30 protein-coding genes are annotated in these 23429 nt (G+C 42.6%); 27 read left to right on the top strand and 3 right to left on the bottom strand.

The annotated features are described in order from the left end of the window. Window positions 1-26: 26 nt before the first annotated feature. Window positions 27-1757, top strand: coding sequence for a bifunctional protein-serine/threonine kinase/phosphatase (locus MN199_RS07735; RefSeq protein WP_132584048.1), 1731 nt, complete (start codon window positions 27-29; stop codon window positions 1755-1757). A 35-nt stretch (window positions 1758-1792) separates the two neighbouring features. Here the strand turns inward: MN199_RS07735 and mog are convergent, their stop codons facing one another. Genes mog through ubiU form a run of 3 tightly spaced genes read right to left on the bottom strand, consistent with a single transcriptional unit; the run spans window position 1793 to window position 4214 of the window. Beyond that, the gene (mog, locus tag MN199_RS07730; RefSeq protein ID WP_335738980.1) at window positions 1793-2329 is read right to left on the bottom strand and encodes a molybdopterin adenylyltransferase; all 537 of its coding nucleotides are present in this window, start codon (window positions 2327-2329) and stop codon (window positions 1793-1795) included. Window positions 2330-2344: 15 nt separating this feature from the next. After that, window positions 2345-3217: a U32 family peptidase gene (locus tag MN199_RS07725; RefSeq protein ID WP_335738979.1), complete on the bottom strand. Its 873-nt coding sequence runs from the start codon at window positions 3215-3217 to the stop codon at window positions 2345-2347. A 4-nt stretch (window positions 3218-3221) separates the two neighbouring features. After that, window positions 3222-4214 carry a ubiquinone anaerobic biosynthesis protein UbiU gene (ubiU, locus tag MN199_RS07720; RefSeq protein WP_335738978.1) on the bottom strand — a complete coding sequence of 331 codons (993 nt, stop codon included), beginning with the start codon at window positions 4212-4214 and terminating at the stop codon, window positions 3222-3224. A gap of 106 nt (window positions 4215-4320) precedes the next feature. Here ubiU and ubiT point away from each other — a divergent pair, with 106 nt between their 5' ends. The 26 genes from ubiT to MN199_RS07590 all read left to right on the top strand — a co-directional run bounded on the left by ubiT (window position 4321) and on the right by MN199_RS07590 (window position 23376). After that, the gene (ubiT, locus tag MN199_RS07715; protein WP_132584040.1) at window positions 4321-4851 is read left to right on the top strand and encodes a ubiquinone anaerobic biosynthesis accessory factor UbiT; all 531 of its coding nucleotides are present in this window, start codon (window positions 4321-4323) and stop codon (window positions 4849-4851) included. 44 nt (window positions 4852-4895) lie between these two features. Then, a complete protein-coding gene (gene hemN / locus MN199_RS07710) occupies window positions 4896-6257 on the top strand; it encodes an oxygen-independent coproporphyrinogen III oxidase (RefSeq protein WP_335738977.1) in 1362 nt (453 codons plus the stop codon). 296 nt (window positions 6258-6553) lie between these two features. Continuing rightward, entirely contained in the window at window positions 6554-6775 is a 222-nt protein-coding gene (locus MN199_RS07705) for a hypothetical protein (RefSeq protein ID WP_335738969.1), read from the top strand. Between the two features lie 304 nt (window positions 6776-7079). Next, a complete protein-coding gene (locus MN199_RS07700; protein ID WP_335738976.1) occupies window positions 7080-7367 on the top strand; it encodes a hypothetical protein in 288 nt (95 codons plus the stop codon). A gap of 436 nt (window positions 7368-7803) precedes the next feature. Then, window positions 7804-8238, top strand: coding sequence for a hypothetical protein (locus tag MN199_RS07695; RefSeq protein WP_335738975.1), 435 nt, complete (start codon window positions 7804-7806; stop codon window positions 8236-8238). Between the two features lie 75 nt (window positions 8239-8313). Further along, entirely contained in the window at window positions 8314-8751 is a 438-nt protein-coding gene (locus tag MN199_RS14785) for a topoisomerase DNA-binding C4 zinc finger domain-containing protein (protein ID WP_418338078.1), read from the top strand. Window positions 8752-8848: 97 nt separating this feature from the next. Next, a complete protein-coding gene (locus MN199_RS07685; RefSeq protein WP_335738974.1) occupies window positions 8849-9727 on the top strand; it encodes a hypothetical protein in 879 nt (292 codons plus the stop codon). Between the two features lie 106 nt (window positions 9728-9833). Further along, window positions 9834-10373, top strand: a complete 540-nt coding sequence (locus MN199_RS07680) for a manganese efflux pump MntP (RefSeq protein ID WP_016390346.1) — start codon at window positions 9834-9836, stop codon at window positions 10371-10373. Between the two features lie 462 nt (window positions 10374-10835). After that, window positions 10836-11567 carry a hypothetical protein gene (locus MN199_RS07675; protein WP_335738973.1) on the top strand — a complete coding sequence of 244 codons (732 nt, stop codon included), beginning with the start codon at window positions 10836-10838 and terminating at the stop codon, window positions 11565-11567. 363 nt (window positions 11568-11930) lie between these two features. Further along, window positions 11931-12347 (top strand): GNAT family N-acetyltransferase, encoded by a 417-nt coding sequence (locus MN199_RS07670; protein WP_335738972.1) that lies wholly within the window; start codon window positions 11931-11933, stop codon window positions 12345-12347. A gap of 78 nt (window positions 12348-12425) precedes the next feature. Continuing rightward, window positions 12426-12851: a hypothetical protein gene (locus MN199_RS07665; protein WP_335738971.1), complete on the top strand. Its 426-nt coding sequence runs from the start codon at window positions 12426-12428 to the stop codon at window positions 12849-12851. 142 nt (window positions 12852-12993) lie between these two features. Continuing rightward, window positions 12994-13770, top strand: coding sequence for a hypothetical protein (locus MN199_RS07660; RefSeq protein WP_335738970.1), 777 nt, complete (start codon window positions 12994-12996; stop codon window positions 13768-13770). Window positions 13771-13876: 106 nt separating this feature from the next. Next, window positions 13877-14677 (top strand): DODA-type extradiol aromatic ring-opening family dioxygenase, encoded by an 801-nt coding sequence (locus MN199_RS07655; protein ID WP_278355337.1) that lies wholly within the window; start codon window positions 13877-13879, stop codon window positions 14675-14677. Between the two features lie 81 nt (window positions 14678-14758). Beyond that, window positions 14759-14980 carry a hypothetical protein gene (locus MN199_RS07650; protein ID WP_335738969.1) on the top strand — a complete coding sequence of 74 codons (222 nt, stop codon included), beginning with the start codon at window positions 14759-14761 and terminating at the stop codon, window positions 14978-14980. Window position 14981: 1 nt separating this feature from the next. Further along, window positions 14982-15503, top strand: coding sequence for a hypothetical protein (locus tag MN199_RS07645; RefSeq protein ID WP_335739198.1), 522 nt, complete (start codon window positions 14982-14984; stop codon window positions 15501-15503). 100 nt (window positions 15504-15603) lie between these two features. After that, entirely contained in the window at window positions 15604-15933 is a 330-nt protein-coding gene (locus MN199_RS07640) for a DMT family transporter (protein ID WP_335739197.1), read from the top strand. Between the two features lie 113 nt (window positions 15934-16046). Then, on the top strand, window positions 16047-16427 hold the full coding sequence (locus MN199_RS07635; RefSeq protein ID WP_335738968.1) for a VOC family protein: 381 nt from the start codon (window positions 16047-16049) through the stop codon (window positions 16425-16427). A 137-nt stretch (window positions 16428-16564) separates the two neighbouring features. Next, entirely contained in the window at window positions 16565-17656 is a 1092-nt protein-coding gene (locus tag MN199_RS07630) for a DUF4297 domain-containing protein (protein ID WP_335738967.1), read from the top strand. Between the two features lie 54 nt (window positions 17657-17710). Beyond that, window positions 17711-19429: a hypothetical protein gene (locus MN199_RS07625; RefSeq protein WP_335738966.1), complete on the top strand. Its 1719-nt coding sequence runs from the start codon at window positions 17711-17713 to the stop codon at window positions 19427-19429. 85 nt (window positions 19430-19514) lie between these two features. Next, on the top strand, window positions 19515-19928 hold the full coding sequence (locus MN199_RS07620) for a hypothetical protein (protein WP_313909703.1): 414 nt from the start codon (window positions 19515-19517) through the stop codon (window positions 19926-19928). Between the two features lie 268 nt (window positions 19929-20196). Further along, entirely contained in the window at window positions 20197-20949 is a 753-nt protein-coding gene (locus tag MN199_RS07615) for a hypothetical protein (RefSeq protein ID WP_335738965.1), read from the top strand. A 36-nt stretch (window positions 20950-20985) separates the two neighbouring features. Continuing rightward, a complete protein-coding gene (locus tag MN199_RS07610; RefSeq protein WP_335738964.1) occupies window positions 20986-21327 on the top strand; it encodes a hypothetical protein in 342 nt (113 codons plus the stop codon). A gap of 424 nt (window positions 21328-21751) precedes the next feature. Beyond that, window positions 21752-22177, top strand: coding sequence for a hypothetical protein (locus MN199_RS07605; protein ID WP_132584020.1), 426 nt, complete (start codon window positions 21752-21754; stop codon window positions 22175-22177). A 146-nt stretch (window positions 22178-22323) separates the two neighbouring features. Next, entirely contained in the window at window positions 22324-22593 is a 270-nt protein-coding gene (locus MN199_RS07600) for a type II toxin-antitoxin system Phd/YefM family antitoxin (RefSeq protein WP_335738963.1), read from the top strand. Next, complete coding sequence (locus MN199_RS07595) at window positions 22594-22893, top strand: type II toxin-antitoxin system RelE/ParE family toxin (protein ID WP_132584014.1); 300 nt, start codon at window positions 22594-22596, stop codon at window positions 22891-22893. A gap of 135 nt (window positions 22894-23028) precedes the next feature. Continuing rightward, complete coding sequence (locus MN199_RS07590) at window positions 23029-23376, top strand: VOC family protein (protein WP_335738962.1); 348 nt, start codon at window positions 23029-23031, stop codon at window positions 23374-23376. Window positions 23377-23429: the final 53 nt, after the last annotated feature.

Raw genomic sequence — 23429 nt, 5'->3', positions numbered from 1 at the left:
TTTTAACAGCAACATTAAAGGTGGGTATGCAGCAGCTTAAACTAAGCCTAGCCAGCGGCACTAACGCAGGTATCAAGCCGATAAATGAAGATGCGGTTGCCTGTAATGTGCCTGACGATACCCACTTGCTTACCTTTAAGGGCGCCTGTTTTGTGGTCGCCGACGGGGTTAGTACTGCAGAGGCGGGGCAACAAGCCAGTAAAACGGCAGTGCAGCGTTTTTGCCAAGAGTATATGCAAACGCCTGATAGCTGGTCGGTAACTTACAGTGCCGAGCAGCTACTGGCGACCATTAATAATGAATTATACGAGCTAAGTCATAGTTTTAGTCAGCAACAAAAAGGCTTTCTTACTACCTTTACTGCGCTAGTGTTGAAATCACAAACCGCGCACTTTTTTCATATCGGCGACAGTCGGCTATACCATTGGCGTACTGGCGTTTTAAAGCAGTTATCAGAAGATCACACCACGGTATTGTCTGAACAGCGCCAGTTTTTAGGCCGCGCGCTAGGTATGGATGCGCAAGTAAAAGCGCAGCAGGGCAGCATTAGCATTCAAGCCGGCGATCGGTTTTTACTATGCTCTGACGGTATCAGCGACTTTATTAACGATAGTGTTTTACAGCAGCAATTATCGCAAATTAGTGATGCCAAGCAGTGCTGCGATAGCTTGCTCGCCTTGGCTAAAACAAATCGCAGCGATGATAACTTAAGTGCCATAGTGATAAACGTAGAAGCCATACCCGAACAAAGCTTTGATGATTTAAACCAAACGCTAACCCGTTTACCCTTTCCGCCGGCGTTAAACCCTGGCATGAAACTGGATGGCTATAAAGTAATAAAAACCTTATTTGCCAGTAGCCGCAGCCATTTGTATTTGGTTGCAGATGAACTTGATGGCAAAGAGTACGTGCTGAAATGCCCGTCGATAAACTACGACGATGATGCCTTATACATTGACCGTTTTATTCGCGAAGAATGGATTGGTCTGCGCATTCAAAGCCCATACGTGGTTAAGGTTATTCGCCAATGTCGGCCACGCACGTTTTTATATTATTTAATGGAGCATTTAAACGGCCAAGATCTTGAGCAGTGGCTAGAGTTGCAAGCCAAACCGTTAAAACCGTCACAGGCAATAAAGCTGGTAAAACAGATAGCCGAAGGCTTAAAAGCTTTTCATCGGATGGGCGCGGTACATCAAGATTTAAAACCGGGTAATATTATTTATCTAGCCGATGGCAGTTTAAAAATTGTCGATTTTGGCTCGGTATATGTGGCGGGGCTAGCCGAAATATACAGCCCACTGCAGCAAGACGCTGCCTTAGGCACAGCGGTATATTCTGATCCACATTATTTATTAGGCCACAACTCGGGTGTTCAGGGCGATATTTACGCTTTAGCCACCATTACCTATGAGCTATTTAGCGGTGGATATTTACCCTATGGCGATAAGGTAGAGCAGTGTCGCACTGCACGCGATTACGACAAATTACGCTACCTAAGTGCTAGCCAATTTAACCCCGTTATACCAACCTGGTTTGACCGTGCGTTACAAAAAGGTGTAAGCCTAGATCTCGCTGAACGCTATCAAAGTATTACTAGCTTACTGCGTGACTTGCAGCAGCCAAACCCCGCATTTTTGCACGAAGAGGTAAAGCAAGAACGCAAAGCTAACCCGCTATTGTTTTGGCAACTATTATCAGGCTTTTGGTTTGTAACCTTGCTGTTATTGGTATGGCTATTTTTAATTCGCCGTTAATATCTCTATTTTTAATTAGACGCTAATAGGGCTAATTAGCTTTTCGGCCGAAATGGTTTTATTACTTGCTCGTTGCAGGTTAAATAGGGCCCATCCATTAAATCAATGCAATAAGGCACCGCAGGGAACACCGCATCTAAGCATTGGCGAATTGCCTTGGGCTTACCCGGTAAGTTAATTATTAAGCAGCTGCCACGTAGGCCCGCCGTTTGCCGTGATAAAATGGCCGTTGGCACATACTTTAATGACTCAGTACGCATTAGCTCGCCAAAACCTGGCATTAGGCGATCACACACCGCTTCGGTAGCTTCTGGGGTAACGTCACGCTTTGATGGCCCAGTGCCACCGGTGGTAACAATTAAACAGCAACCAGACTCATCAGCCAGTTCTATTAGGGTTTGTGCTATTAGCTCACGCTCATCCGGAATAAGCCGATATTCCGCCTGCCATTCACTGGTTAAATAGTCGTTTAAGGTGTCGATAATTGCTTGGCCCGATAAGTCTTGATACTCGCCCGCGCTGGCGCGATCGCTAACCGTTACTATGCCAATTTTAGTACTGTGTGGAGTCATTATTTATCCTGAAAATTAACCACTGGCCATGCCGGCTAAGCTAAGCCAATAGCCATTGCTATCGGTTTTTGAAAGGGCTTGCGGTGCATTACCGTTAAGATTGGCTTTAAATTTCTCTAACCAATCAAAGGTGCCTGTTACTTGTGGGCTTAACCGTACTACATCTACCATGCCCTGCATAGTAGGTAATTGGTTTATAAGGTTATAACAGTAACCAGACTGGGTTTGAATACCATTTAACACAAATACCGAGGTCCCATCTTGGCTAGCTACTTCGCGCCCTTGTGGGTATTTAATGCAGCACAGCTCACATTGATCTTTGGCGCGGTTTTCTGAACGTGCAGTAAAGCAACGGCCGCTCCATGCTAACGGCAAATGGCCAAAGGCAAATACTTCGGTTTCAAAGCAATCGCGAATATCTTGAATAACACTTTGGCTTAATAGCGTATCTAACCAATGTTGCGATAACTCTACCGGCATTACCCAGCGGGTTAAGCCCATGCCAACTAAGCGGCGCAGGCTATGCTGGTTATAACAGTTAATGGCCGCACCTGCGACAAACGGCAAGGCTTTTTCTTGCAACATAGCAATTGCGCCAACGTCATTGGCTTCAACTGAAAACTCACCATTGTCGATATATTTACGCAGCTCGCGCAGCTCATTCGGTGCTTCGTACAAGGTCATCGACGATAAGCACACTTGCTTGCCAGCGTCACGTAACATATGGCCTATGGCCATATAGTCTTCAAATTTTAATTCACGCCGTTTGCTGCATACGGTTTCGCCTAGGTAAACAATATCTACACTGCTATCGGCGGCATCTTGATAAAATTGCTGCATTTGCGCTTTAGGCCAAAAATATTGCACCGGCCCTAATGAGAATTTCATAGCGTTATTTCCATTTTCGATGATAAGCGCCAAGGGTAGTTTGGCTGCCTTCAGATAAACCGGCTAAGGTTTGCTGCCAATGGTTTTGCACCGCGAAATGCTCAGGATCTTTCATTACCGCATCAATGGCGGCGCGCCATACTTGAGTAATTTGCGCGACATAAGCCGGGCTGCGCTGCCGGCCTTCTATTTTTAACGACTTAATGCCCTCGGCGTGTAATTGCGGTAAAATATCTAGGGTATTCAAGCTAGTAGGTTCTTCCAGCGCGTGGTAGGTGTCTTCGCCGACCGTAAAACGGCCTTTGCACAACGTAGGGTAACCTGCAGTTTCATTTGGCGCAAAACGGTCAATTAAAATGCCGTTTAAACGTGATTCTAAATGGCCATCTTGCTCGTCCCAGCGCACAAAAGCAGCGGGCGAACAGGCACCCGCAGTATTGGGTGATTCACCGGTCATATACGAGCTTAAATAACAACGGCCTTCGGCCATAATGCATAAGCTACCAAAGGCAAATACTTCTAAATCGACATCGCAGCTACGGGCCAAAGCGCGCACTTGTTGTAACGATAACACCCGCGGTAGCACCACGCGGCTAACGCCAAACTGGCGATAAAACTCAATAGCAGCGGCATTGGTGGCCGACGCTTGCACCGATAAATGCCGTTCTACATAAGGGTAACGTTCGGCGGCGTAGGCCAATACGGCCATGTCGGCAATAATAAGCACGTCAACACCGGCGGCAACCGCGCTATCTACCGCATGTTGCCAGCGCTGCCAGTTATCGGGGTGGGCAAAAGTATTAATAGCGACATGTATTTTTTTGCCATGCTGGTGCACATAACGCACCGCCTGTTCTAATTTGCCTTGATCAAAATTTAAGCCGGCAAAATGGCGGGCATTAGTATCGTCTTTTAAACCCACATACACCGCGTCGGCACCGTTTTCAATTGCGGCGATTAAGGCTGGCATGCTTCCGGCCGGACATAACAGTTCCATAGTGTTCCTGAGGTTGCTGCCACCTTGCTACCTCTGACAGGTTATAGCGCAGGCGGGGTTAACTGTGGTTTTATTATAGGGTGCTATATCGCCGGAGTAAGCCTATATGATTGATATAAAAAGAGTTAACCATAATTTGGTAGCGGGTATACCCACTTTGATGCAACAACTTAACCGCTATGCACCCAAACCGCTGCAAGCCAGCCTGTTATCCTTGGCGCTGAACAGCTTTTTTCGCCCAGAATGTAAAACCGGCGAGCTGGCATTTTTAACCGGTAAAACGGTAGTAATCGAGGTAAGCGACTATCAGTTAAGCTTTGCCATACAGTTACAAGGCAAGCAGCTTAAGGTTGATATGCAAAGCCCGCAGCAAGATTTGCTAATACGTGCTAGCTCGGCAGATTTCTTGGCAATGATTAACAATAGCGTTGACCCTGATACGCTGTTTTTTCGCCGCCGCTTATTAATGCTAGGTGACACCGAGTTGGGTTTGTATTGCAAAAACTTGCTAGATAGCATTGGTATTGCCCGTTTGCCAAAACCATTACCCGCTTGTTTAAATTGGCTGGTGCAACAACAACGCGAAGTAGTTACAGCTGCGGCAGATCAAAGTTTAGCACCACGGGCACCGCTATAATAACGGCGCTTAATAGCCAAGCGTACTAAATAACAGAGGTAAATATGAGCGCAATACAGTGGGATGCAAAGTTAATCAGTAAGTACAATATTAATGGCCCACGTTACACCTCGTACCCTACTGCGCTGGCATTAAGCACCGAGTTTGACCGCACATTAATTACTCGCGCCATTGGCGAAAGCGCCGACGAGCTAAGCCTATATATCCATATCCCGTTTTGCCAAAAGCTATGCTACTACTGTGGCTGCAATAAAGTTATTACTCGCCACCAAGACAAAGCTGATACCTATTTAACGGCACTGGCACAAGAAATGGCCTTATATGCGCCCTTATTAGTTAATAAGCGCATTAACCAATTGCATTTAGGTGGTGGCACGCCAACCTTTTTAACTGAAGTGCAGCTTAGCCAATTAATGGCGTTGTTGCATAAACACTTTAGTATTAACGCTGATGCTGAAATTAGTATTGAAATTGACCCGCGCACCTGTAGCGATGCCAAGTTGGGGCACTTACGTTATTTAGGCTTTAACCGCGTTAGTTTTGGTGTGCAAGATTTAGATGAAAAAGTACAAATTGCGATTAATCGGGTACAAGACACCGATTTAATTCGCCATCAAGTACAACTATGTCGCCAGCTAGGCTTTAGCTCAATTAACTTAGATTTAATTTACGGCTTGCCATTTCAACATCCGGAAAGTTTTCAGCAAACCTTAGATGAAATTGTGCGCTTAAGCCCAGATCGTATCTCGCTATTTAGCTATGCGCACTTGCCAGAGCGTTTCCCAGCCCAGCGCAAACTCGACAACGACAGCTTACCCACGCCCGATATTAAGCTGCAGTTGCAAAGCATGGGCATTGCTGCCTTTGTTGATGCCGGTTATCAGTTTATCGGCATGGACCACTTTGCCAAACCTTCTGACGCCTTAGCCAAGGCGCAACAAGCCGGTAAGTTACAACGTAATTTTCAGGGCTACACCACCGCCGGACAAGACGCACTAATTGGTTTGGGTGTATCCAGCATTAGCCAAGTAAAAGGCGTGTTGTGGCAAAATACCAAAGAGCTACCAGAATATTACAAAGCGATAGAGCAGGGCGATATACCTATAGATCGCGGCTTTAGTTTAAATGCCGACGATAAGCTACGAGCAGCACTAATTAGCCAGCTAATTTGTCACTTTAAGCTAGATACCGCTGCTTTTAGCCAGCAATGGCAGCTAGCCGATTTTTGGCAATACTTTGCTGATGCCTTAATACGCTTGCAACCCTTTATTGAAGATGGCTTAGTTGAAGTACATACCCAAGGTATTAAAGTAAGTGACACAGGGCGCTTATGGGTACGCAGCATTTGCGCCTGCTTCGACGCATATTTAAGCCAAGGCCAGCAGCGCTATTCAAAAGTAGTGTAAATTAAAACCCGCCAATAGTTGAATCACCGCTTTTATCAAAAGCGGTGATTCAATATTTTATTTTATCGCTAAGAGCTGTAATTACATACATACGCTTATAAATGCGTAATTAGCGTTGTTAGACCGACATTTCCGTATTTGCCACCACATAAAATTCAGTTGTTCCTATAACCTATTGTGCCCAATATAAAATCATTGTAATGTCGTCAACACTAAATTTACAAAAACGGAAAATTCCGTGTTTAAATACGGATGTTTCCGCCCAATAAGCGTTATAAACCACAAGGAGAGTTCATTTGAATATTAATGCTACGCTGCTCGGCGAGATCATGATTGTATTCATATTGGTTGTCGGTGCATTAAGCTATTACCTCGGTCGTCGTAAAACACAAACGCCGATTTTGGCTTGTTTGCTCGGTGTGGTGCTTTCAATCATTCCACCGTTTGCACTGGTTTATCTTGTGGTTCTGGTACTTAAAAAAGATGTAAGTTCAGCATCGGCTGCAGTAAGTGAGTAATATGGTTTATAACAAGCAAAGGCAGGCGACGCGTACCGCGCGCTTGTTTTGGGCGTTAGAGAAGTGGGGTATATTATGTTCATCGAAAGAAAAGAGTTAGCAGCATCAGCAGTTGGTGTTCATGCCAAAAATGTACTTTTTGCCCTTTATGCAGACATTTAAAACCGAAATACCTACATTATTTTTATCACGTAAGGCCGTATCATTAATTGGCGTCTTAGGGGGTGTCCTATTTGCTGTTGGTTTTCTTGGTGCACGTATTTTCTAATAAGGCCAGCAGCACGGCAGCTTTATACATTCAGGAGTGTTAAATTTGAGTTCTGTAAAGCCACCCAAAAGCATTTTCTTCGCTGCGTTATGGATGTCGCTGTCAGTTTTGGTTGCTTTCGCAAGCTATGTGGCACTTTTTGACAAAGCTCCGTTTGCCATGTTTGGGCTATTAGCGCTGTCAATTTTGCTTTTTGTAGTGGGGCTGCAGCGCACTGAGCGCTTTTCCGTAGATCAGGATATTTTTAATAATCGGATTCGTATTCTAGGTTTTGCATCAGCTTTGTGCGGCATAGGTACTATTTTTTATGCCGCATCCTTATAAATGTATAACAAACGCCATCAAAAACGCGCCCGTTGGGCGCTCGACTCGCAACAAGTTGCTCGCGTTTGTGGCGGGCGTTAGCAGGTTTTCGGGTTTTAATGGCTTTAGTTTATCGTTTTGTTGCGGCATTGCTCGCGTTTCGTTTTCTATAGCGGCAAAACCAAGCGATTAACGTGCGCTAGTTTGTTGGTTTGGTGCAATCTTTGTTGGCACAGCGGCGTTGTTCTTTGTGGCTTCGCGTTACATATTTTTAAGTTCCAGTTGGCGCGCTGTTTCGCAGTTAACTGGCTTAGTTTTAATTAAAAGCAGTCTGCCGTTGTTTAGGTTTGCTAGTGCGGCAAGCCGCGCAAGTTTGGCGTAGGCTGCTAACAAACAAAGGCACGGCGACGCGTACCGCGCGCTTGCTTTGGGCGTTAGCTTAAGAAGGTAATGCATCATGTCTCGTTGGGATGAACTAGATCGAATGCAAGAGAGAGTTGAAGAAGGCCGGAGGAGAATCCAAGAGAACAACGCTCAAAGGCTAGCGCCGACAGAGTCTGAAGTGTCAGAATGGCAAGCAGTTCAAGAAAGGATTCTGGAGGAAGTTCGGAAAGGTGCGACATCTGCTGAAATATGGAAATTAAACAATGGCTGGATCGAAGTGCGTGGGGGGCGACAGTTTCACCTAAAGGAGAGCATGCCCGAAATTAATGATGATCGCATAAGAAAATATTTACAATCACATGGCGTATCAGTCGAATCTGATGATGTAAGGTCTATAAGAAGAGAAATTTTTTCTTTATCTGCAAAGCAGGCAAAACAGAAGCTGAAATCCTTAATTTTAAATTTTAGGAAAACGGGTACACTTGATCTGTCTGTCGTGAGGGATTAAGTGCTAACAAGTAAAGACTCCGTACATTAAATTTCCAGCCCTTTTAAAGTTTGACATGATCTAAAGGTATCGTTAATGCGTGATAAATTGATAATTAGTGTCATCGTCATCTATTTCATTGGCTTTTTTCTGGCTCACAAAGCAGTTAGAGATTCTTGCACTCATGGCAATTGCACACACGGCTGGAACAGTAAATATAACAAGACAGAAAAGAATCTTGCGAGTCTTTGGATAATTGGGTCCCCTATTGGTTCTTATTTTTTTTTCACAAAAGTTATGCCTCCTCCAATAAGAAAGCGTAAAGAATTTTTTTATGCACCTAAAAGAGAGGAAGGACGGAGTGCTAGTGATGGAAATTATTCCCATGATATACAGTTAGATACGCCAGCGTGTCCGAAGTGTGGATCAGAAATGATAGTTAGAAAAGCCAAAACGGGGCGTTATGCTGGGCAGCAGTTCTTTGGTTGTTCAAGATATCCACAGTGCAAGGGGATAGTAAATATTGTCAGCTAACAATACGCATCACTCGCTCCCTGCGGTCGCTGGGACGTCAACCCGCTGCGCGGCTTGCCGCCCGTGTGCTTTGCGTTATCTGAACTAGGAGGTTGTGGTGCAAGGAATATGTCGGCTTTGCCATTCCGAATCGGTGTTAAAAGAAAGCCATTTCATTCCGAAGTTCATTGGTAAGTGGGTAAAAAGAACCGGCATTACTGGCTACATTCGGGAAAGTAACGAAGTTCATAAGCGAGCTCAGGATATCGCGAAGGAGTACTGGCTTTGTGGAAACTGTGAAGCGCTGTTTTCTGAGTGGGAGCGAGAGTTTGCAAACAAGGTTTTTTACCCATTCGCAGATAAAGGTGAATCAGTAGCAAATTATGGCGAATGGATGTCAAGACTATGCGCTTCGTTGTCTTGGCGGACTCTTACATATATTCGCAGTAAAAATGAAGCCGAACAAAAATCAGACGAATACAACAAATCTCTAGATGATGCTGAGCGACATTTAGAAAAGTTTCTCTTGGGTGAAGAATCAAATCTCAATCAATACGAGCAGCATGTATTTCCTCTAGAACGAATTGAATCAACAACAGAATCAGGGTTGCCACCAAATATCAATAGGTATTTTTTGCGTACAATGGCAATGGATATTGTTGGAAATTCGACAGATTTATACATATACACAAAACTCCCCTGTTTCATTATTTTGGGTGTGGTTAAAGCAAAAGATCTGAGAAAAATTAGATCTAGCAGAATAGCCATTAAACACGGAATTATTAGCCCCAGAGAATATTGGTGGCCTGATGGTTTCGTCAATTACATTGTTGAGAAGGCTCAGGCAGTTTCAGATGCATACGACAAAATACCGGAAAAGCATAAAGCTAGCTTTGACGAGTACATAAGAAAAAATCCGGATAAAGCGGCAAGTTCAAAGTTATTTGAGGCGTTCACACATGATCACGACCAATTTGGCAAAAAAGTATTCAGATAACAAAGCGCTGCTAGGGACAAACCTACGCTACGCTTCGGTTTTCCCAAGAGCGCGGCGTTATGTTTCGTCAGCAATAAACACCCGAGTATATTTGTGAGATATTTTAATGATTGAAGTCTTAATTTTGGCAGTAGCACTGAGCATGGACGCATTTGCGGTTTCTATAGGGCTTGGATCAAAGCGTGTCAAGAAGACAAAGTCGCTAGCTATAATTGCTGCAATATATTTCGGGTTATTCCAAGCGCTAATGCCATTTATAGGCTACTTTGGTGGAAAAGGTGTGCTCGGCTGGGTTGAGAATTATGCACATTGGATTGCATTCTTCCTTCTTATAACAGTTGGAGGAAAAATGATTTATGAAGCCATTAGCGAGGGTGTTGAAGAAGATATTGCACAAATCACTCATAAAGTGATGCTTATTTTAGCTATTGCTACGAGTATAGATGCAATGGCTGCTGGGTTTACATTAAATCTACTCGAAGTCAACCCGATAGTTGCTTGCGGAATCATTGGTGTTACGACATTTATATTCAGCTTGGTTGGTGTGTTTATTGGTGCTAGAAGTGGGACATGGCTAGAAAGCAAGGCAGAGCTTTTGGGCGGTATAATACTCATTATAATTGGGTTGAAATTTCTGGTATTTTGAGACTCTGCAGTGAAGCCAAAAACACATAACAATCGCAGTCACAGCGACGGCTTTTTCGTTGCGGCTTCGCCTCCACTACAAAGCCGCGCGTGCTGCGGGCGTTAGCAGGTTTTCGGGTGTTAACGGTTTTAGTTTGTCGTTTTATTTTGGCTTTGCTCGTGTTTCGTTTTCTATAGCAGCAAAACCAAGCCATTAAAGTTCGCCAGTTTGTGAGTTTGGTGCAATCTTTGTTGGCACAGCGGCGTTGCTCTTTGTGGCTTCGCTTAAACAGTTTTACAAGTTCCGGTTAGTGCGTTGTTTCGCAGTTAACTGGTTTAGTTTTAATTAAAAGCAGTCTGCCGTTGTTTAGGTTTGCCAGTGCGGCAAGCCGCGCAAGTTTGGTGTAGGCTGCTAACAAACAAAGGCACGGCGACGCGTACCGCGCGCTTGCTTTGGGCGTTATGTTCTTTAGTTGGAGTACCGATGATCAGCCTTCCAGACACCGTTTTTATAGCTTTTGGCGTTATGGCCGCCGCAATAATTGCAGGTGTATTTTCGTATATAAATTTAATTTCATTAAAAGAATCGAAAGTGTCAGAGTTTCGGCAAAGCTGGATAAATGATCTTCGCAAGGAAATAGCTGAATACACTTCATCAGTTAGGACGCTGATAGAAAAGTTGAGGCATGAGAATCATGGCCAATTTATTTCAAAGCAAGCGTTCATGGCAAAAAAGAACAGCCATATTGAGTTATATAATGACATTTTGAATTCAAAAAATAGTATCCTCTTACGAATTAATGACAAAGAGAAAGAACAAAAAATAAAAGACATAAACGATCGTTTCCTCTCTCTTGTTGAGGAAGTTCACAATGATTTTGAATCCGCAGAGCTCGGCGATGCTGAAGAAAAAATCGGATCCCTTATAAATCAATCCAGAGAGCTTCTGAAATATGAGTGGGATCGAGCAAGAGATGGGGAAAAAGGTTATAGAACCGCAAAAAAGACCGCTCTAGCTACAGTCGGCTTATCTATAATTTTTCTCGTAGTCGTTGCCGTACTAAAAATAACTCCCGCTAAGCCAGAGGCCCCCGAGGCAATTCCAGTGAAAGAATCATTGGAAAAAGCAGAGCCAACCGGTAACCAAGAACATAACAATTCGTTGAAGTCGCCTGCTCCGCAGGCTGGGACGTCCGGCCAGCCGGCCGCCCCTTAACTAAAGCGTTAGCAGGTTTTCGGGTGTTAACGGTTTTAGTTTGTAGTTTTATTTTGGCATTGCTCACGTTTGGTTTTCTTAGCGGCAGCGCCAAAAGTTAACGTGCGCCAGTTTGTTGGTTTGGTGCAATCTTTGTTGGCACAATGGCGTTGTTCTTTGAGGCTTCGTTTAAACAGTTTTACAAGTTCCGGTTGGCGCGCTGTTTCGCAGTTGACTGGTTTAGTTTTAATTAAAAGCAGCCGTGACGCTATTCAAGTTTGCCAGTGCGGCAAGCCGCGCAAGTTCGGCGTAGGCTGCTAACAAACAAAGGCACGGCGACGCGTACCGCGCGCTTGCTTTGGGCGTTAACTGCGTAGGGAAGATATGAGCATCGAATACAAGATCAATGAGCCAACAACTACAGATCAGTTTGTGGCACTGCTGAAAGCATCGACTCTGGGAGAGCGCCGTCCGATTGACGATTGGGAATGCATGGAAGGTATGATTTCAAACAGTAATCTCGTCGTGAGTGCTTGGCACAATGACCAGCTTGTCGGCATCGCTCGAAGCGTTACTGATTTCCACTATGCCTGTTATCTATCTGATTTAGCTGTAAGTTTAAAACATCAAAAATCTGGAATTGGTAAACGGCTACAAGCCCTGACTCAAGAGCAGCTTGGCCCCAAATGTAAACTTATACTTATTGCCGCTCCATCGGCCAATCAGTATTACGAGCATATTGGCTTTAACCACAATCCACGTTGTTGGGTGCTTGAGCGTGATTCGAGCATCAGCAGTTAACAAGTGCAGGCAAGGGACGCTCCTTACGTCGCGCCCCTGCTGCAAGCGTTATAAACCAAATTCTAATTCGGAGTAGCCATGACGATAGTTGAGCTTGTCGAAGAAGTTTCGAATTGCAATTATAGAAAGCAAGGCGGCGAAGTAACTGAAAGCGAAATATGCCAATTTTGGCTCATAACACAAAAACTATCTGAAAATATTCCTGATTTTGCGGCTAAGTTGTACCCAAAGGATACAGGAAGAAATGGCAATATCAATTCGCCTTACACGCTCATAACTTGTTTAAGTCAAATTGCACCTGTTTATAAAGTGGAGCGAGTAGACGAGAAAATGATGAAAGAGAGACCTAGAACAAGGTCTGGCGTCTTAGTCCGTTTTCCTGTCACCAAAGGCACCGAGTACGAAAACGCATTCACTGCAATAAGTAAATTAAATGAACCAACATCTTTAGAGTTTATAGATTTGAATGGTAAACGAGTAATGCAGGTGTGGTTTGATTTATAACAAACAAATATTATCGCCAGCAAAAAGCGCTGGCTGCGACGTCAACCCGCTGCGCGGCTTTCCGCGCTAAATTTGGGCGTTAGCAGTCAACCAAGCATCGAGGAGCACTGAGCCAGTGAATATATCGACAAGAGGGGGTATCGTGAATTTGATATACAATATGGGAGCGAAATATTTAGTTTTGATTATTTTGCTTTTTGTATCCACAAGCGCTAATGCGACAACCTTAACCTGTGGCTTAAAAAAAGTAACAGTGCAAGGAAATCAAATAACTAAAATCGAGCATGAAGACGGAACAGTTCATACAGGTTCCTCGGTTTCAAAAAACTGGATATATGATGGAACGTCAATCAAGCATCGGCTTTTAGATAAATCAATTTCCTGTGGGAATAAGCCAAAAAGCCGTGGTGAAATAATTGATGAGCTTTCAGGAAAATTCACCGAAAAACCAAGTTTGTACGGAATGAATCAGCAAGAAGCGGAACAAATGAAAGCCTATACCACCAATCTGATGAAAACAGATAGTGCTTGCCACCTTTTAGTTGATGCCGCCAAATCAACATCACGAAAAGGAATGTTTTATGTTGATTGTAATGACAAATCATCGAATACAAAGCGTTATTGGGTTTCTGAGAATGAGCTAAAACAAGGCATAGCCAAAAAAGCCACCGCTCCTATATCCGAAAGTCTTGCTAAAGAAATCTGTAGTCAAGAATTGAAAAAACGGACTAACAATCCCAGCACTTACGACCCCTCGCTAATTTTAGGTGCGTCTAATCGAGCAATCGAAAGAACTGGTAGAAATGTCGTGGAGATTGAATTTAAAGCGTCGAATGCGTTCGGAGTAGAGGGTAAGTATATAGGCCGCTGCATTCTCGAAGGAGGTGCGCCGATTGAGGTTACCATTCGAGATCGGTAAGAATACAAAAACTGCTAACAAGGCCAGCCAGAGGGACTGCCAAACTGCTGCGCGTTTTGTCTGCCCCTGCTGGCGGCGTTAGCATTCTCCTATTAAGAGGATCGTGATGAACACTAAACCTCAAATATTATTTTTGTCTCATGGCGGCGGGCCGATGCCACTTCTAGGTGATGTTGGGCATAAAGAAATGATTGATTGCTTGCAAAAAATCTCATCTATTTTGCGTAAGCCATCAGCCATTTTAGTGGTAAGTGCGCACTGGGAAGAAAAAATCCCAACCATTACTTCGGGCGCCAACCCTTCCCTTATTTACGATTACTATGGATTTCCAGAAAAGTCTTATAGTATTACCTATCCTTGTCAGGGAGAGCCATCACTGGCGGAGCAGACCTATAAGCGGCTGGAGCATTCAGGTATTTCCGCAAAACTTGATGAGCAGCGCGGTTTTGACCACGGTCTATTTATTCCTCTGAAAATCATGTACCCGGAGGCAGATATTCCGTGCATTCAGCTCTCTCTTGTCGATAATCTCAGTCCAGCAGCTCATATCGGGATAGGGCGAGCAATCCAAGACTTGGAGTATGAAAATTTACTTATAATTGGTTCTGGTTTCTCCTTTCATAATATGAAAGCATTTTTTTCATCTGAAACCAGTGAATCAAAAACTTTAAATGAATCTTTTGAAGCGTGGCTGCTAGAGACTTGCACTAACAGTAGTATTACTGAAGAAGAAAGAGAACAAAGATTTATCCAATGGGAAAAAGCCCCCGGTGCTCGTTACTGTCACCCAAGAGAAGAGCATTTATTGCCGTTGCACGTTTGCTATGGAATAGCTAATAGTGTTTGCACTAAGTCGTTTGAGCTAAAGATTCTAAATAAAAAATCGAGCATGTACATCTGGTCATAAAATGCTAACAAACGCGTCAATTAGGACGCTCGCAAGCTCTCGCCTATTACCCGGGCGTTATAAACCACAAGGAGAGTTCATTTGAATATTAATGCTACGCTGCTCGGCGAGATCATGATTGTATTCATATTGGTTGTCGGTGCATTAAGCTATTACCTCGGTCGTCGTAAAACACAAACGCCGATTTTGGCTTGTTTGCTCGGTGTGGTGCTTTCAATCATTCCACCGTTTGCACTGGTTTATCTTGTGGTTCTGGTACTTAAAAAAGATGTAAGTTCAGCATCGGCTGCAGTAAGTGAGTAATATGGTTTATAACAAGCAAAGGCAGGCGACGCGTACCGCGCGCTTGTTTTGGGCGTTAGGCATTCACGGAGGAAAGATGCATTCTGTTAGTAATAAGTATCTTCTGGCTGCGGCGATATGTTGTTTCGCTGCTGCACTTGCTCATCTCGGCTGTATTGTATTCGGGGGCGATTGGTATCGTTTCTTTGGTGCAGGCGAACAGATGGCTCGGATGGCAGAGCAAGGGCTTTGGTATCCGACAATTGTAACCTCTGTCATTGTCATGGTGCTTTTGGTTTGGGCGCTTTACGGCCTGTCGGGCGCGGGCGTAATTAAACGTTTACCTCTAACAAAATTGGCCCTAATCCTGATTGCCAGTATATTTTTAATTCGTGGCGTTTCATTCGTCGGGTTAATGCCAATGTTCCCAGAAAACAGTCTGACATTTTGGTTAATTAGTTCTGGTATATGTTTGTTTATTGGCGGCCTGTTTGCTCTAGGTTCTTGGCAGCAGTGGTCAGTTTTAGGTGTAAAAAATGCCTAACAATACGCATCACGCGCAGCCTTCGGCTGCTGGGACGTCAAACGCTAACACGTTTTTCCGCCCGTGTGCTTTGCGTTATATTTTTATCAAAGGGTTGAGTATGGGTTACTGGTATTTAGCAATAGCTGTTGGTGCTGAAGTGATAGCAACATTAGCACTGAAAGCGTCAAATGGTTTTTCTCATTCAACTTCTAGCACTATTTGTGTTACTGGTTATGCCGTTGCATTTTACTTCCTATCTTTAGTTCTTAAAACTGTTCCCATAGGTATTGCGTATGCGATATGGGCTGGGATGGGGATTGTCTTAATTGCATCAATAAGTGCGGTGTTGTATAAACAAATACCTGACTTTCCTGCAATTATAGGTATGTTATTAATATTGGCAGGTGTTGTTGTTATTAATGTGTTTTCAAAGACTGTGAGCCATTAAAAATATAACAAGAAATTCAACAGGACTAAAAACAGTGGGCTGTCCGCTTCGCTACCATTTTAGCCCACAATTTTTAGCCCGTTAATTGGGCGTTAGGTACACAAGGAGGTTAGGTGAATTTAAATCAAGTTACATTACCTGTTAATGATATGGAAATGTCTACTAAGTTCTATCGTGATTTAGGCTTTACTCAAATAGTAGATACACCACATTATGCTCGCTTCGAATGTCCTGAAGGTGATTCAACTTTTTCACTCTCATTAGAAAATTCAAAGATTCTATGTGGCACAGTGATTTACTTTGAGCATGAACAATTAGATGATTGGGTTAATGAATTAAAAGTTAAAGGCTTTAACTTTGACCAAGAACCTATTGATCAAAGTTACCTGTGGCGAGAGGCAATATTACATGATCCTTCTGGTCATAAAATAAAACTCTATTGGGCAGGAGTAAATCGAATTAATCCACCATGGCGTGTCGAAAGGCGTACCTAACAAGAAAATCAACAAGGACACGTAACAGTTGGCTACGTTTCGCTTCGCTACACAATTATAGCCAACCATTACTTAGCCTGTTATTTAGGCGTTATACGCTAGATCGGCTTTGATGAATATCGAAAAAAGGATTGGAAATGGATGTTGATAACTTGAAGCAAGCTAATCCTCTGGGTCTTGAGCCGAAAAGGGAAAAATCAGGGAGTGATACTTTCCGGAAGTATAATTATCAATATCATTGGGCGTTCTGCCGAATCTTGGATGAACATGAGTGTGGCAATGATTTTGCTCTTTTTATTGAAGAGCATGAAGATGTTACTATTGCCAACTCTCTTGACGTTACCAAAACAACATTTGAACTGAATCAGGTTAAAGAAACATCCAAGAAACATACAGTTCATAGTCTGACTAGCGTGTCTAAAGGTGAATCGCAGTCCTTAATTGAGAAGCTAGCAAAAAGTTGTTGTGATAAGTCATATTCTCAAAAAATATCTAAGGTCAATTTTGTTTCAACTGGAGGTTACAGCTTCAACACCCATAAAAAAGGATATAGTTTTGAAGTAATTGACTCTGGCGAACTGAATGCTGAGGAAGTAAAGAAAGTAGAAGATGCTATATCTAAAATAATTGGAGCCGCAGATTTTCTTCCGAAGTTAGCTTTTGTTATACCATATTTACCTGAAAGAGGTTTTGATCTTGTTGTCGAAGGTAAAATAAGCTCGTTAATAAGCAAGATTGCTCCAGGCTTAAAATATGATGCTAATTCTATATATGAGTGTGTAATAAGAGATCTTAATAGAAAAGGAGAGAATAGCTTTGACTATAAAAACTGGAATGATGCACTCAAAAGAAAAGCTATAACAAGCGCGCAATTGTCTGATGTTATCGGGCAGCATATTAGCCGTAAGCCAGATGAAAATATAGTTTCTGAAATGATTCAAATCCTTAACGATGAGTATTCATTGAATTCTCTATCTAGAAGGAAAATTGTCAATGGATTTAATCGATACTATACGAAAAAAATATCAAGTAGAGAGTTAATCGTAAAAGAAGTTTCAAGCGATATCATCAGATGCATCGAAAAACTGGCTGAAAAGCATTCAAATGCGAACGACCTAGAGTCAGCCGTGAAAGCAGAACTAAATGAAAAAACATTGTCATTTTTTCAAACCCAAGAAGATATAACAGGTGCTTTCTTATATGAGCTATTAGAGGGTGTTGAAATATGAGTGATGTTAAATTTGATTATAAAAAATTAATAAGAAGTCTAAGGGAAAGCTCTGATGAAAGAAATGTACTTCAATCGACTAACAATCTTAAGCAAGACAGCCAAGAAAGCAGCCCAGTTCGACTTCTCAAAGAGCTACAACTTAATACTATCAAAGCAAAAAAATAGCGTAGGTAAGTCTTCATTAGTTAAAAATATATTTTGGTGCTTTGGTTGTGAGCCTCAGTTTGATGACAGCTGGAAATCGCTAGACTGTCGTGTGATTTTGGATTTTGACGTAAAAGGTAAGCCGTACCAAATTGCCAGACATGGAAACCGCTTTATTCTTAAGAGCCCAGAAGGAAAGCATAAAGTGTTCACTGCAACAGGTGGTGATTTCTCAGTAGAGATTATGGCCTTGTTTGAGTTTGACGCTTTACTAGCCGTGCGAGATAAAGATGAAGTAGTTACACCTCCACCAGCCTACTATTTCTTACCATTTTATATAGACCAAAAGCAGAGTTGGGCGAATGCTTGGTCCAGCTTCAATAATCTTGCTCAGTTCTCAAGCTGGAAGAAGACCATAATTCCCTATCATACCGGAATGATTGGAAAGGATTATTTCGACAAAACAAAAGAAATATGCTCAAAAAAAGTTGAGATGGCCGAAACTACGAAAGAAATAGACCGTTTTGACACTGCAATTTCAGTAGTAAGTGAGTTCTCAGCTAATAGCGGCATAGTTATAGATGAAGTCGAGCTAGATGAAATAGAGGAAGAAATAAGCATCGACATCATGGATTTGCACTTTCAACAAGAAATTCTTTTTGAGGAGCTGGCAAACCTGCGGGCTGAGAAGGCTCACATAGAATCACAAATTGTCATTGCGAGACAGTCGTTTGAGGGTGCAGTTGCGGATTATGAGTTTGCCGAATGCCTTGATGAAGATATCGAATGCCCAACATGCGGAGTGGTTCATGATAATTCTATAGTGAACAGGTTCTCGTTGTTTCAAGATAGAAACCAAGCTAAAGAGATTATTGAGAGATTTCAATCCGATTTAGTGCGCTTAGAAAATGATATATTAACAAAAGACTCTGCCTTTAAGTCGTTAAGAGAGAAGATAAACCAATTAGATGAGAAGTACTCATCAGATCAGTACAGTAATCAATCATTAACTTCTGTTCTTGATGCGATCTCATCCAAATCAGTAAGAAAGAAGGTTGAGGCTAACCGTAGTTTAAAAATCGAATCGTTACATAATCTACATAAAGAAGAAAAGTTGTTGGTTAAAGAACGAACAGCTGGATCGAAGAATAGTAGGGAGCTGGTTAAGAAGGCTTTTCAGGAGTACTTCCCACGATATCTATCGAAGCTAAAGACATTTGGCGTTAACACAAACTCAATTAAGTCCCCAGAGAATCACACAAAAGTTGCAGAAAGTGGTGGTGCTGCAGAATCAACGAGAGCAATGCTTGCTTATTACATTAGCGTGTACAACCTTATTTATAAGTATGGCAATCACGTTCTAAGTCCGCTTGTGATTGATACTCCAAACCAACATGAACAAGCCGAAAAGCATTATGAGAGTATTGTGTCGTTTCTAATTGATGAATTACCAGAGCATTCACAACTATTTGTTTGTGGTATGGATTCTAATAAGTTGGAGCGTTTAAAGGCTAAGGGAAAAGCAATATATTTAGAAGTAGAACATTCTTTACTTAAAAGTGATGAATTTGAAAAAATAGATTTTGAATACTCGGGACTATTTGAGTTAGAAGATAGTGGCGTATAACAAGTTGCTGCACTCGGAAAAAATTACTCGCTGCGCTCCTGCTTTTCCGGTGAGCAAGGCGTTAGGCAAAACAAGGAGTAAGTAGATGGATCAAATCAAAAATCGAGTAATTGCCGTCATTTTAGGTGTTGCACTAGCTTATGCGTCAATTGCTATTGCAGGCATTGGTGCCGCAGTAGCAATACCGGCTGACATTTTAAAACCGGTTGCACAAGTATCAAGCCTCCTTGCGGTTACGCTGGTCGACTTATTCACTATCGCAGTGCCGTTGGCGGCAGCATTTTTAGTGGTGGCAATCGCCGGTAAGCTGGTAATCAGCAAACCAGATTTCACTTTTTACGCTTTGTTGCTCGCGCCTTTAGTACTCTTACAACTGTATTTTGTTGCGCAATCACAGCCTCAAATGCTCAATACAATCGTTACAACGCTGCCACGCTATTTGTTATTGGCTGTGTGTTTTTATTTTTTAGTCCGCAGCACGCATCGGGCAAATGCCTAACAAGGCCAGTCAGCAACGGCCACTGCGTGCCCTGGACCTCAAACCCGCTGCGCGGTTTTTCGGCCGCTGCTGGCTGCGTTAGCCTGCTTTTCACCTTCAGGCTAATAGCTTTTACTTACTAAAGGTGAGCTTAGCTATAAGGGAATATTATGATTACATTAAGATTTATTATGGTTGTTGCTTTAATGTATGTTTCAAGGCTAATGCAACTGATAATTACGAAGTTATAGTTTGTGATAATTGCAATGAATATCAGAAAGAATTAAAGGTGGTTAATGAAAGCAACACAGTAAATGGGACTGTAATCGTTGTCGATTTCATTAATAGAAGTATTATTGCCATTGGAAAACAGTATAATTATGAACCTGGATATAGTCATTTTAATACCTGGTATACTGCTGTTCCTATGGATTATGAGTTTTCATTCAATGAATATCTTCAGGTGCAAGATCGCATAAATAGCATGTTTGCAGTCCAGAAGTCTTGGAGCGCTATCCCGAGACAGCTATCAGTAAATGGTACTGTGAATGCTGTAGCAACTGTTCAGGGACTACCTTACCCAATCCCGCCTCAGTTATGCACGCATTTTTGTGTTGATACAAGTTCAGTAAATAAAATAATGGACAATCTAGATGCAATAAGGCTTATAGGTCTTGAGTTGAATAAGGCTTTAATAACTTCACGTACTATGCGCTATGAATTGGTTATTAAAAAACTTCTAGCTTTGAAACCATTAATTGTTACTGTCAAATTTTCTGACGATACAGTGATAGATCTACGTTACGAATCTATATCTTTTACTCTCCCATGGTCAATATTGCCGGACACAGCTTTAGATGCGAACGGCAAACCTATAGTCCCCCCCTCTAATGCTGTTCATAGTTTTAATGGTGGCTATGGTAATGGAAATTATTCTTCATCGTTGCCTGGGTTGAATATTGTTCAGTTTCGCAGAACTGGATTTACAAATAGTGGGGCAGGATGGAAGTCTCAGTTGATTTGTTTTATATCGGTCTATTAATTTTTAATGTGATGGATTTTAAATTGAGGCTTTTGTATGGCAATTCTTAAAAATAGTTTATTTACTTTTTTTCTTGGCTTTCTCTTGGCAGGGCTTGTATCAGTATGGATGGTAAGAAATTTATTTGGTTCTTTTTCAATGGATATTATTAATGATGCTGTATATAAATATGAAATGGCTGTGCAGCAAAGTGACAGAGAAGAAATTATCAAAAGGCTTAATGCTTCAATCTCTTGCGCTATTAATGGCTATGAGGAATATGTTAGTTTAGGTATTAGTACTCGGATGGATAGCCACCATTACAGCTATTCTTTAGAGAAAGCTTATGCTTTACGTGATGAACCGTGTGAATACCCCCTCATCGTGAAGTCTGATTGATGTTCTGTTGAGATTAATTCGCTAACAATCAAAGGCAGCCGACACCTGTGGTGCGGCTGCTTTGAGCGTTAGCAGGTTTTCGGGTGTTAATGGCTTTAGTTTATCGTTTTGTTGCGGCATTGCTCACGTTTTGTTTTCTTAGCGGCAGCGCCAAAAGTTAACGTGCGCCAGTTTGTTGGTTTGGTGCAATCTTTGTTGGCACAATGGCGTTGTTCTTTGAGGCTTCGTTTAAACAGTTTTACAAGTTCCGGTTAGTGCGTTGTTTCGCAGTTAACTGGTTTAGTTTTAATTAAAGGCAGTCTGCCGTTATTCAAGTTTGCTAGTGCGGCAAGCCGCGCAAGTTCGGCGTAGGCTGCTAACAAACAAAGGCACGGCGACGCGTACCGCGCGCTTGCTTTGGGCGTTAGTTTTATAGGGTTAGTTGATGCAATCTACAATTAAAAAAATATTGTTTAATATTGGTGGCTATTCTTTTTGGATTTTATTGGTTTGCTGGGGTTTTTTATTCCTTATCCTTAAAAGTTGTCAAACGCTCTGTCACCATACCGTTGTAAATGCGGTTTCGTCACCAAATGGTGAGCAAGTAGCAGAAATAAGCATCGGCGATTGCGGTGGGGCGACTACAGACTTTTTTGGTAGTGTTGATGTAAAAAGTAACAATCCGAAACTGCGTGCTGAAAACTTATTTACCTTTGTGGGTCGTCCTGAAGAAACAGGGCTTGAGGTACATTGGGTTAATGACAACGAGCTTGTTATCAGTGTCTCTGATCTTTATAAAGCTCGGACTATAAATCCTAATGGTAGAAAAAGTGCTGATTTAAAAGTAAGTTATCAGTATCGTAAGTTGTAAAAACTAACAAACAAATATTATCGCCAGCAAAAAGCGCCGGCTGCGACGTCAACCCGCTGTGCGCTAAATTTTGGCGTCACATTGCCTTGACCGGACCTGTTAACTGGTGCTATTAATGGTGCCTGTTTTGCTTTGGAGTATGCGTCATGCAAGTGAAATTTTCAGAAGATGTCGTTCCTCTTTCAGATCTAAAAATTAATCCGGGAAAGGTGGTTAACCGAGCTCAGGATACACATCGCCCAATCTTGCTTACGAGCCGAGGTCGTGGCGTAGCTGTTGTTCAAGGGCTTGAGGAGTTTGAGAAAACTGCTGAGGAGCTTCGGTTCGTTAAGGCCGTGGCTAAAGGCCTTATGGATGCCCGTGAGGGCAACACTGTTTCTCTAGCTGATGCGAAGAAAGCACTGGGCATTAACTAAATGGAGCTACGCATTGCACAGTCCGCTCTTGAAGATTTGCAAGCTATTCAAGTGCACTACATCGAAGAGAGTGTGCCGCATATCGGTGATGAATATGTGATAGCCATTCTGAAACACGCTGAAATACTTTTGCGCCACCCTGATGCCGGCCGGATTGTCCCCGAGTTTGGTTCGAACCATATCCGAGAATTAATTCATTCGCCTTTTCGAGTTGTTTACTTGAGGCAAGAGACCGAGATTGTACTTATTCGAGTATGGCGAAGTGAGAGGCAGCTTGAGCTACCCGATAGCCAAATATAACAAACAGCTTGTGCTGAGGTAGATTTGGTTAAGGTGGGGCAGTTTTATATTGCCGGCGACAGCTAACAACTTGGCCCAGATAACTCTGCGATTTTGTGCAAGTTATAGCAGCTCTTCAGCGCTACGAGGTTAATTATGACATCTGTAAAAATCAACTACATCGAATTACCGGCCAGAAATCTTGAAGGTACTAAGCAGTTTTTCTCTGATGCTTTTGGCTGGCAATTTATAGATTATGGCCCTGACTATATTGCCATGCAGAATGCGGGTCTTGATGGCGGCTTTTATAGATCGGAACTGGTTGTTGAAACTGCAAAGGGTAGTGCCTTGGTTGTGCTTTATAGTTCCAACCTTGAAGCTACGCTCGTAAAGGTAAAAGCGGCTGGAGGGAGAATTGTGAAGCAAGTTTTTAGTTTTCCTGGTGGTCGCAGATTTCATTTTAGCGATCCCAGTGGTAACGAATATGCGGTATGGTCGGAGTAATCACTTAGTTTGTGCTGATGTTGCTGTGCGTTGTGTATTCGAAATTGAGGACG

The sequence above is a fragment of the Rheinheimera metallidurans genome (assembly GCF_036983985.1).
Lineage (GTDB): Bacteria > Pseudomonadota > Gammaproteobacteria > Enterobacterales > Alteromonadaceae > Alishewanella > Alishewanella metallidurans.
Note: the sequence above shows the minus strand (reverse complement) of the source record. Positions and strands in the feature narration are given on the sequence as shown.

Coding starts and splice junctions, on each gene's coding strand:
- MN199_RS07735 (WP_132584048.1), top strand. CDS start 27: ATGCAGCAGCTTAAACTAAGCCTAGCCAGCGGCACTAACGCAGGTATC.
- mog (WP_335738980.1), bottom strand. CDS start 2,329: ATGACTCCACACAGTACTAAAATTGGCATAGTAACGGTTAGCGATCGC.
- MN199_RS07725 (WP_335738979.1), bottom strand. CDS start 3,217: ATGAAATTCTCATTAGGGCCGGTGCAATATTTTTGGCCTAAAGCGCAA.
- ubiU (WP_335738978.1), bottom strand. CDS start 4,214: ATGGAACTGTTATGTCCGGCCGGAAGCATGCCAGCCTTAATCGCCGCA.
- ubiT (WP_132584040.1), top strand. CDS start 4,321: ATGATTGATATAAAAAGAGTTAACCATAATTTGGTAGCGGGTATACCC.
- hemN (WP_335738977.1), top strand. CDS start 4,896: ATGAGCGCAATACAGTGGGATGCAAAGTTAATCAGTAAGTACAATATT.
- MN199_RS07695 (WP_335738975.1), top strand. CDS start 7,804: ATGTCTCGTTGGGATGAACTAGATCGAATGCAAGAGAGAGTTGAAGAA.
- MN199_RS14785 (WP_418338078.1), top strand. CDS start 8,314: ATGCGTGATAAATTGATAATTAGTGTCATCGTCATCTATTTCATTGGC.
- MN199_RS07680 (WP_016390346.1), top strand. CDS start 9,834: ATGATTGAAGTCTTAATTTTGGCAGTAGCACTGAGCATGGACGCATTT.
- MN199_RS07675 (WP_335738973.1), top strand. CDS start 10,836: ATGATCAGCCTTCCAGACACCGTTTTTATAGCTTTTGGCGTTATGGCC.
- MN199_RS07670 (WP_335738972.1), top strand. CDS start 11,931: ATGAGCATCGAATACAAGATCAATGAGCCAACAACTACAGATCAGTTT.
- MN199_RS07665 (WP_335738971.1), top strand. CDS start 12,426: ATGACGATAGTTGAGCTTGTCGAAGAAGTTTCGAATTGCAATTATAGA.
- MN199_RS07655 (WP_278355337.1), top strand. CDS start 13,877: ATGAACACTAAACCTCAAATATTATTTTTGTCTCATGGCGGCGGGCCG.
- MN199_RS07645 (WP_335739198.1), top strand. CDS start 14,982: ATGGTTTATAACAAGCAAAGGCAGGCGACGCGTACCGCGCGCTTGTTT.
- MN199_RS07640 (WP_335739197.1), top strand. CDS start 15,604: ATGGGTTACTGGTATTTAGCAATAGCTGTTGGTGCTGAAGTGATAGCA.
- MN199_RS07630 (WP_335738967.1), top strand. CDS start 16,565: ATGGATGTTGATAACTTGAAGCAAGCTAATCCTCTGGGTCTTGAGCCG.
- MN199_RS07625 (WP_335738966.1), top strand. CDS start 17,711: ATGAAAGAAATGTACTTCAATCGACTAACAATCTTAAGCAAGACAGCC.
- MN199_RS07620 (WP_313909703.1), top strand. CDS start 19,515: ATGGATCAAATCAAAAATCGAGTAATTGCCGTCATTTTAGGTGTTGCA.
- MN199_RS07610 (WP_335738964.1), top strand. CDS start 20,986: ATGGCAATTCTTAAAAATAGTTTATTTACTTTTTTTCTTGGCTTTCTC.
- MN199_RS07605 (WP_132584020.1), top strand. CDS start 21,752: ATGCAATCTACAATTAAAAAAATATTGTTTAATATTGGTGGCTATTCT.
- MN199_RS07600 (WP_335738963.1), top strand. CDS start 22,324: ATGCAAGTGAAATTTTCAGAAGATGTCGTTCCTCTTTCAGATCTAAAA.
- MN199_RS07595 (WP_132584014.1), top strand. CDS start 22,594: ATGGAGCTACGCATTGCACAGTCCGCTCTTGAAGATTTGCAAGCTATT.
- MN199_RS07590 (WP_335738962.1), top strand. CDS start 23,029: ATGACATCTGTAAAAATCAACTACATCGAATTACCGGCCAGAAATCTT.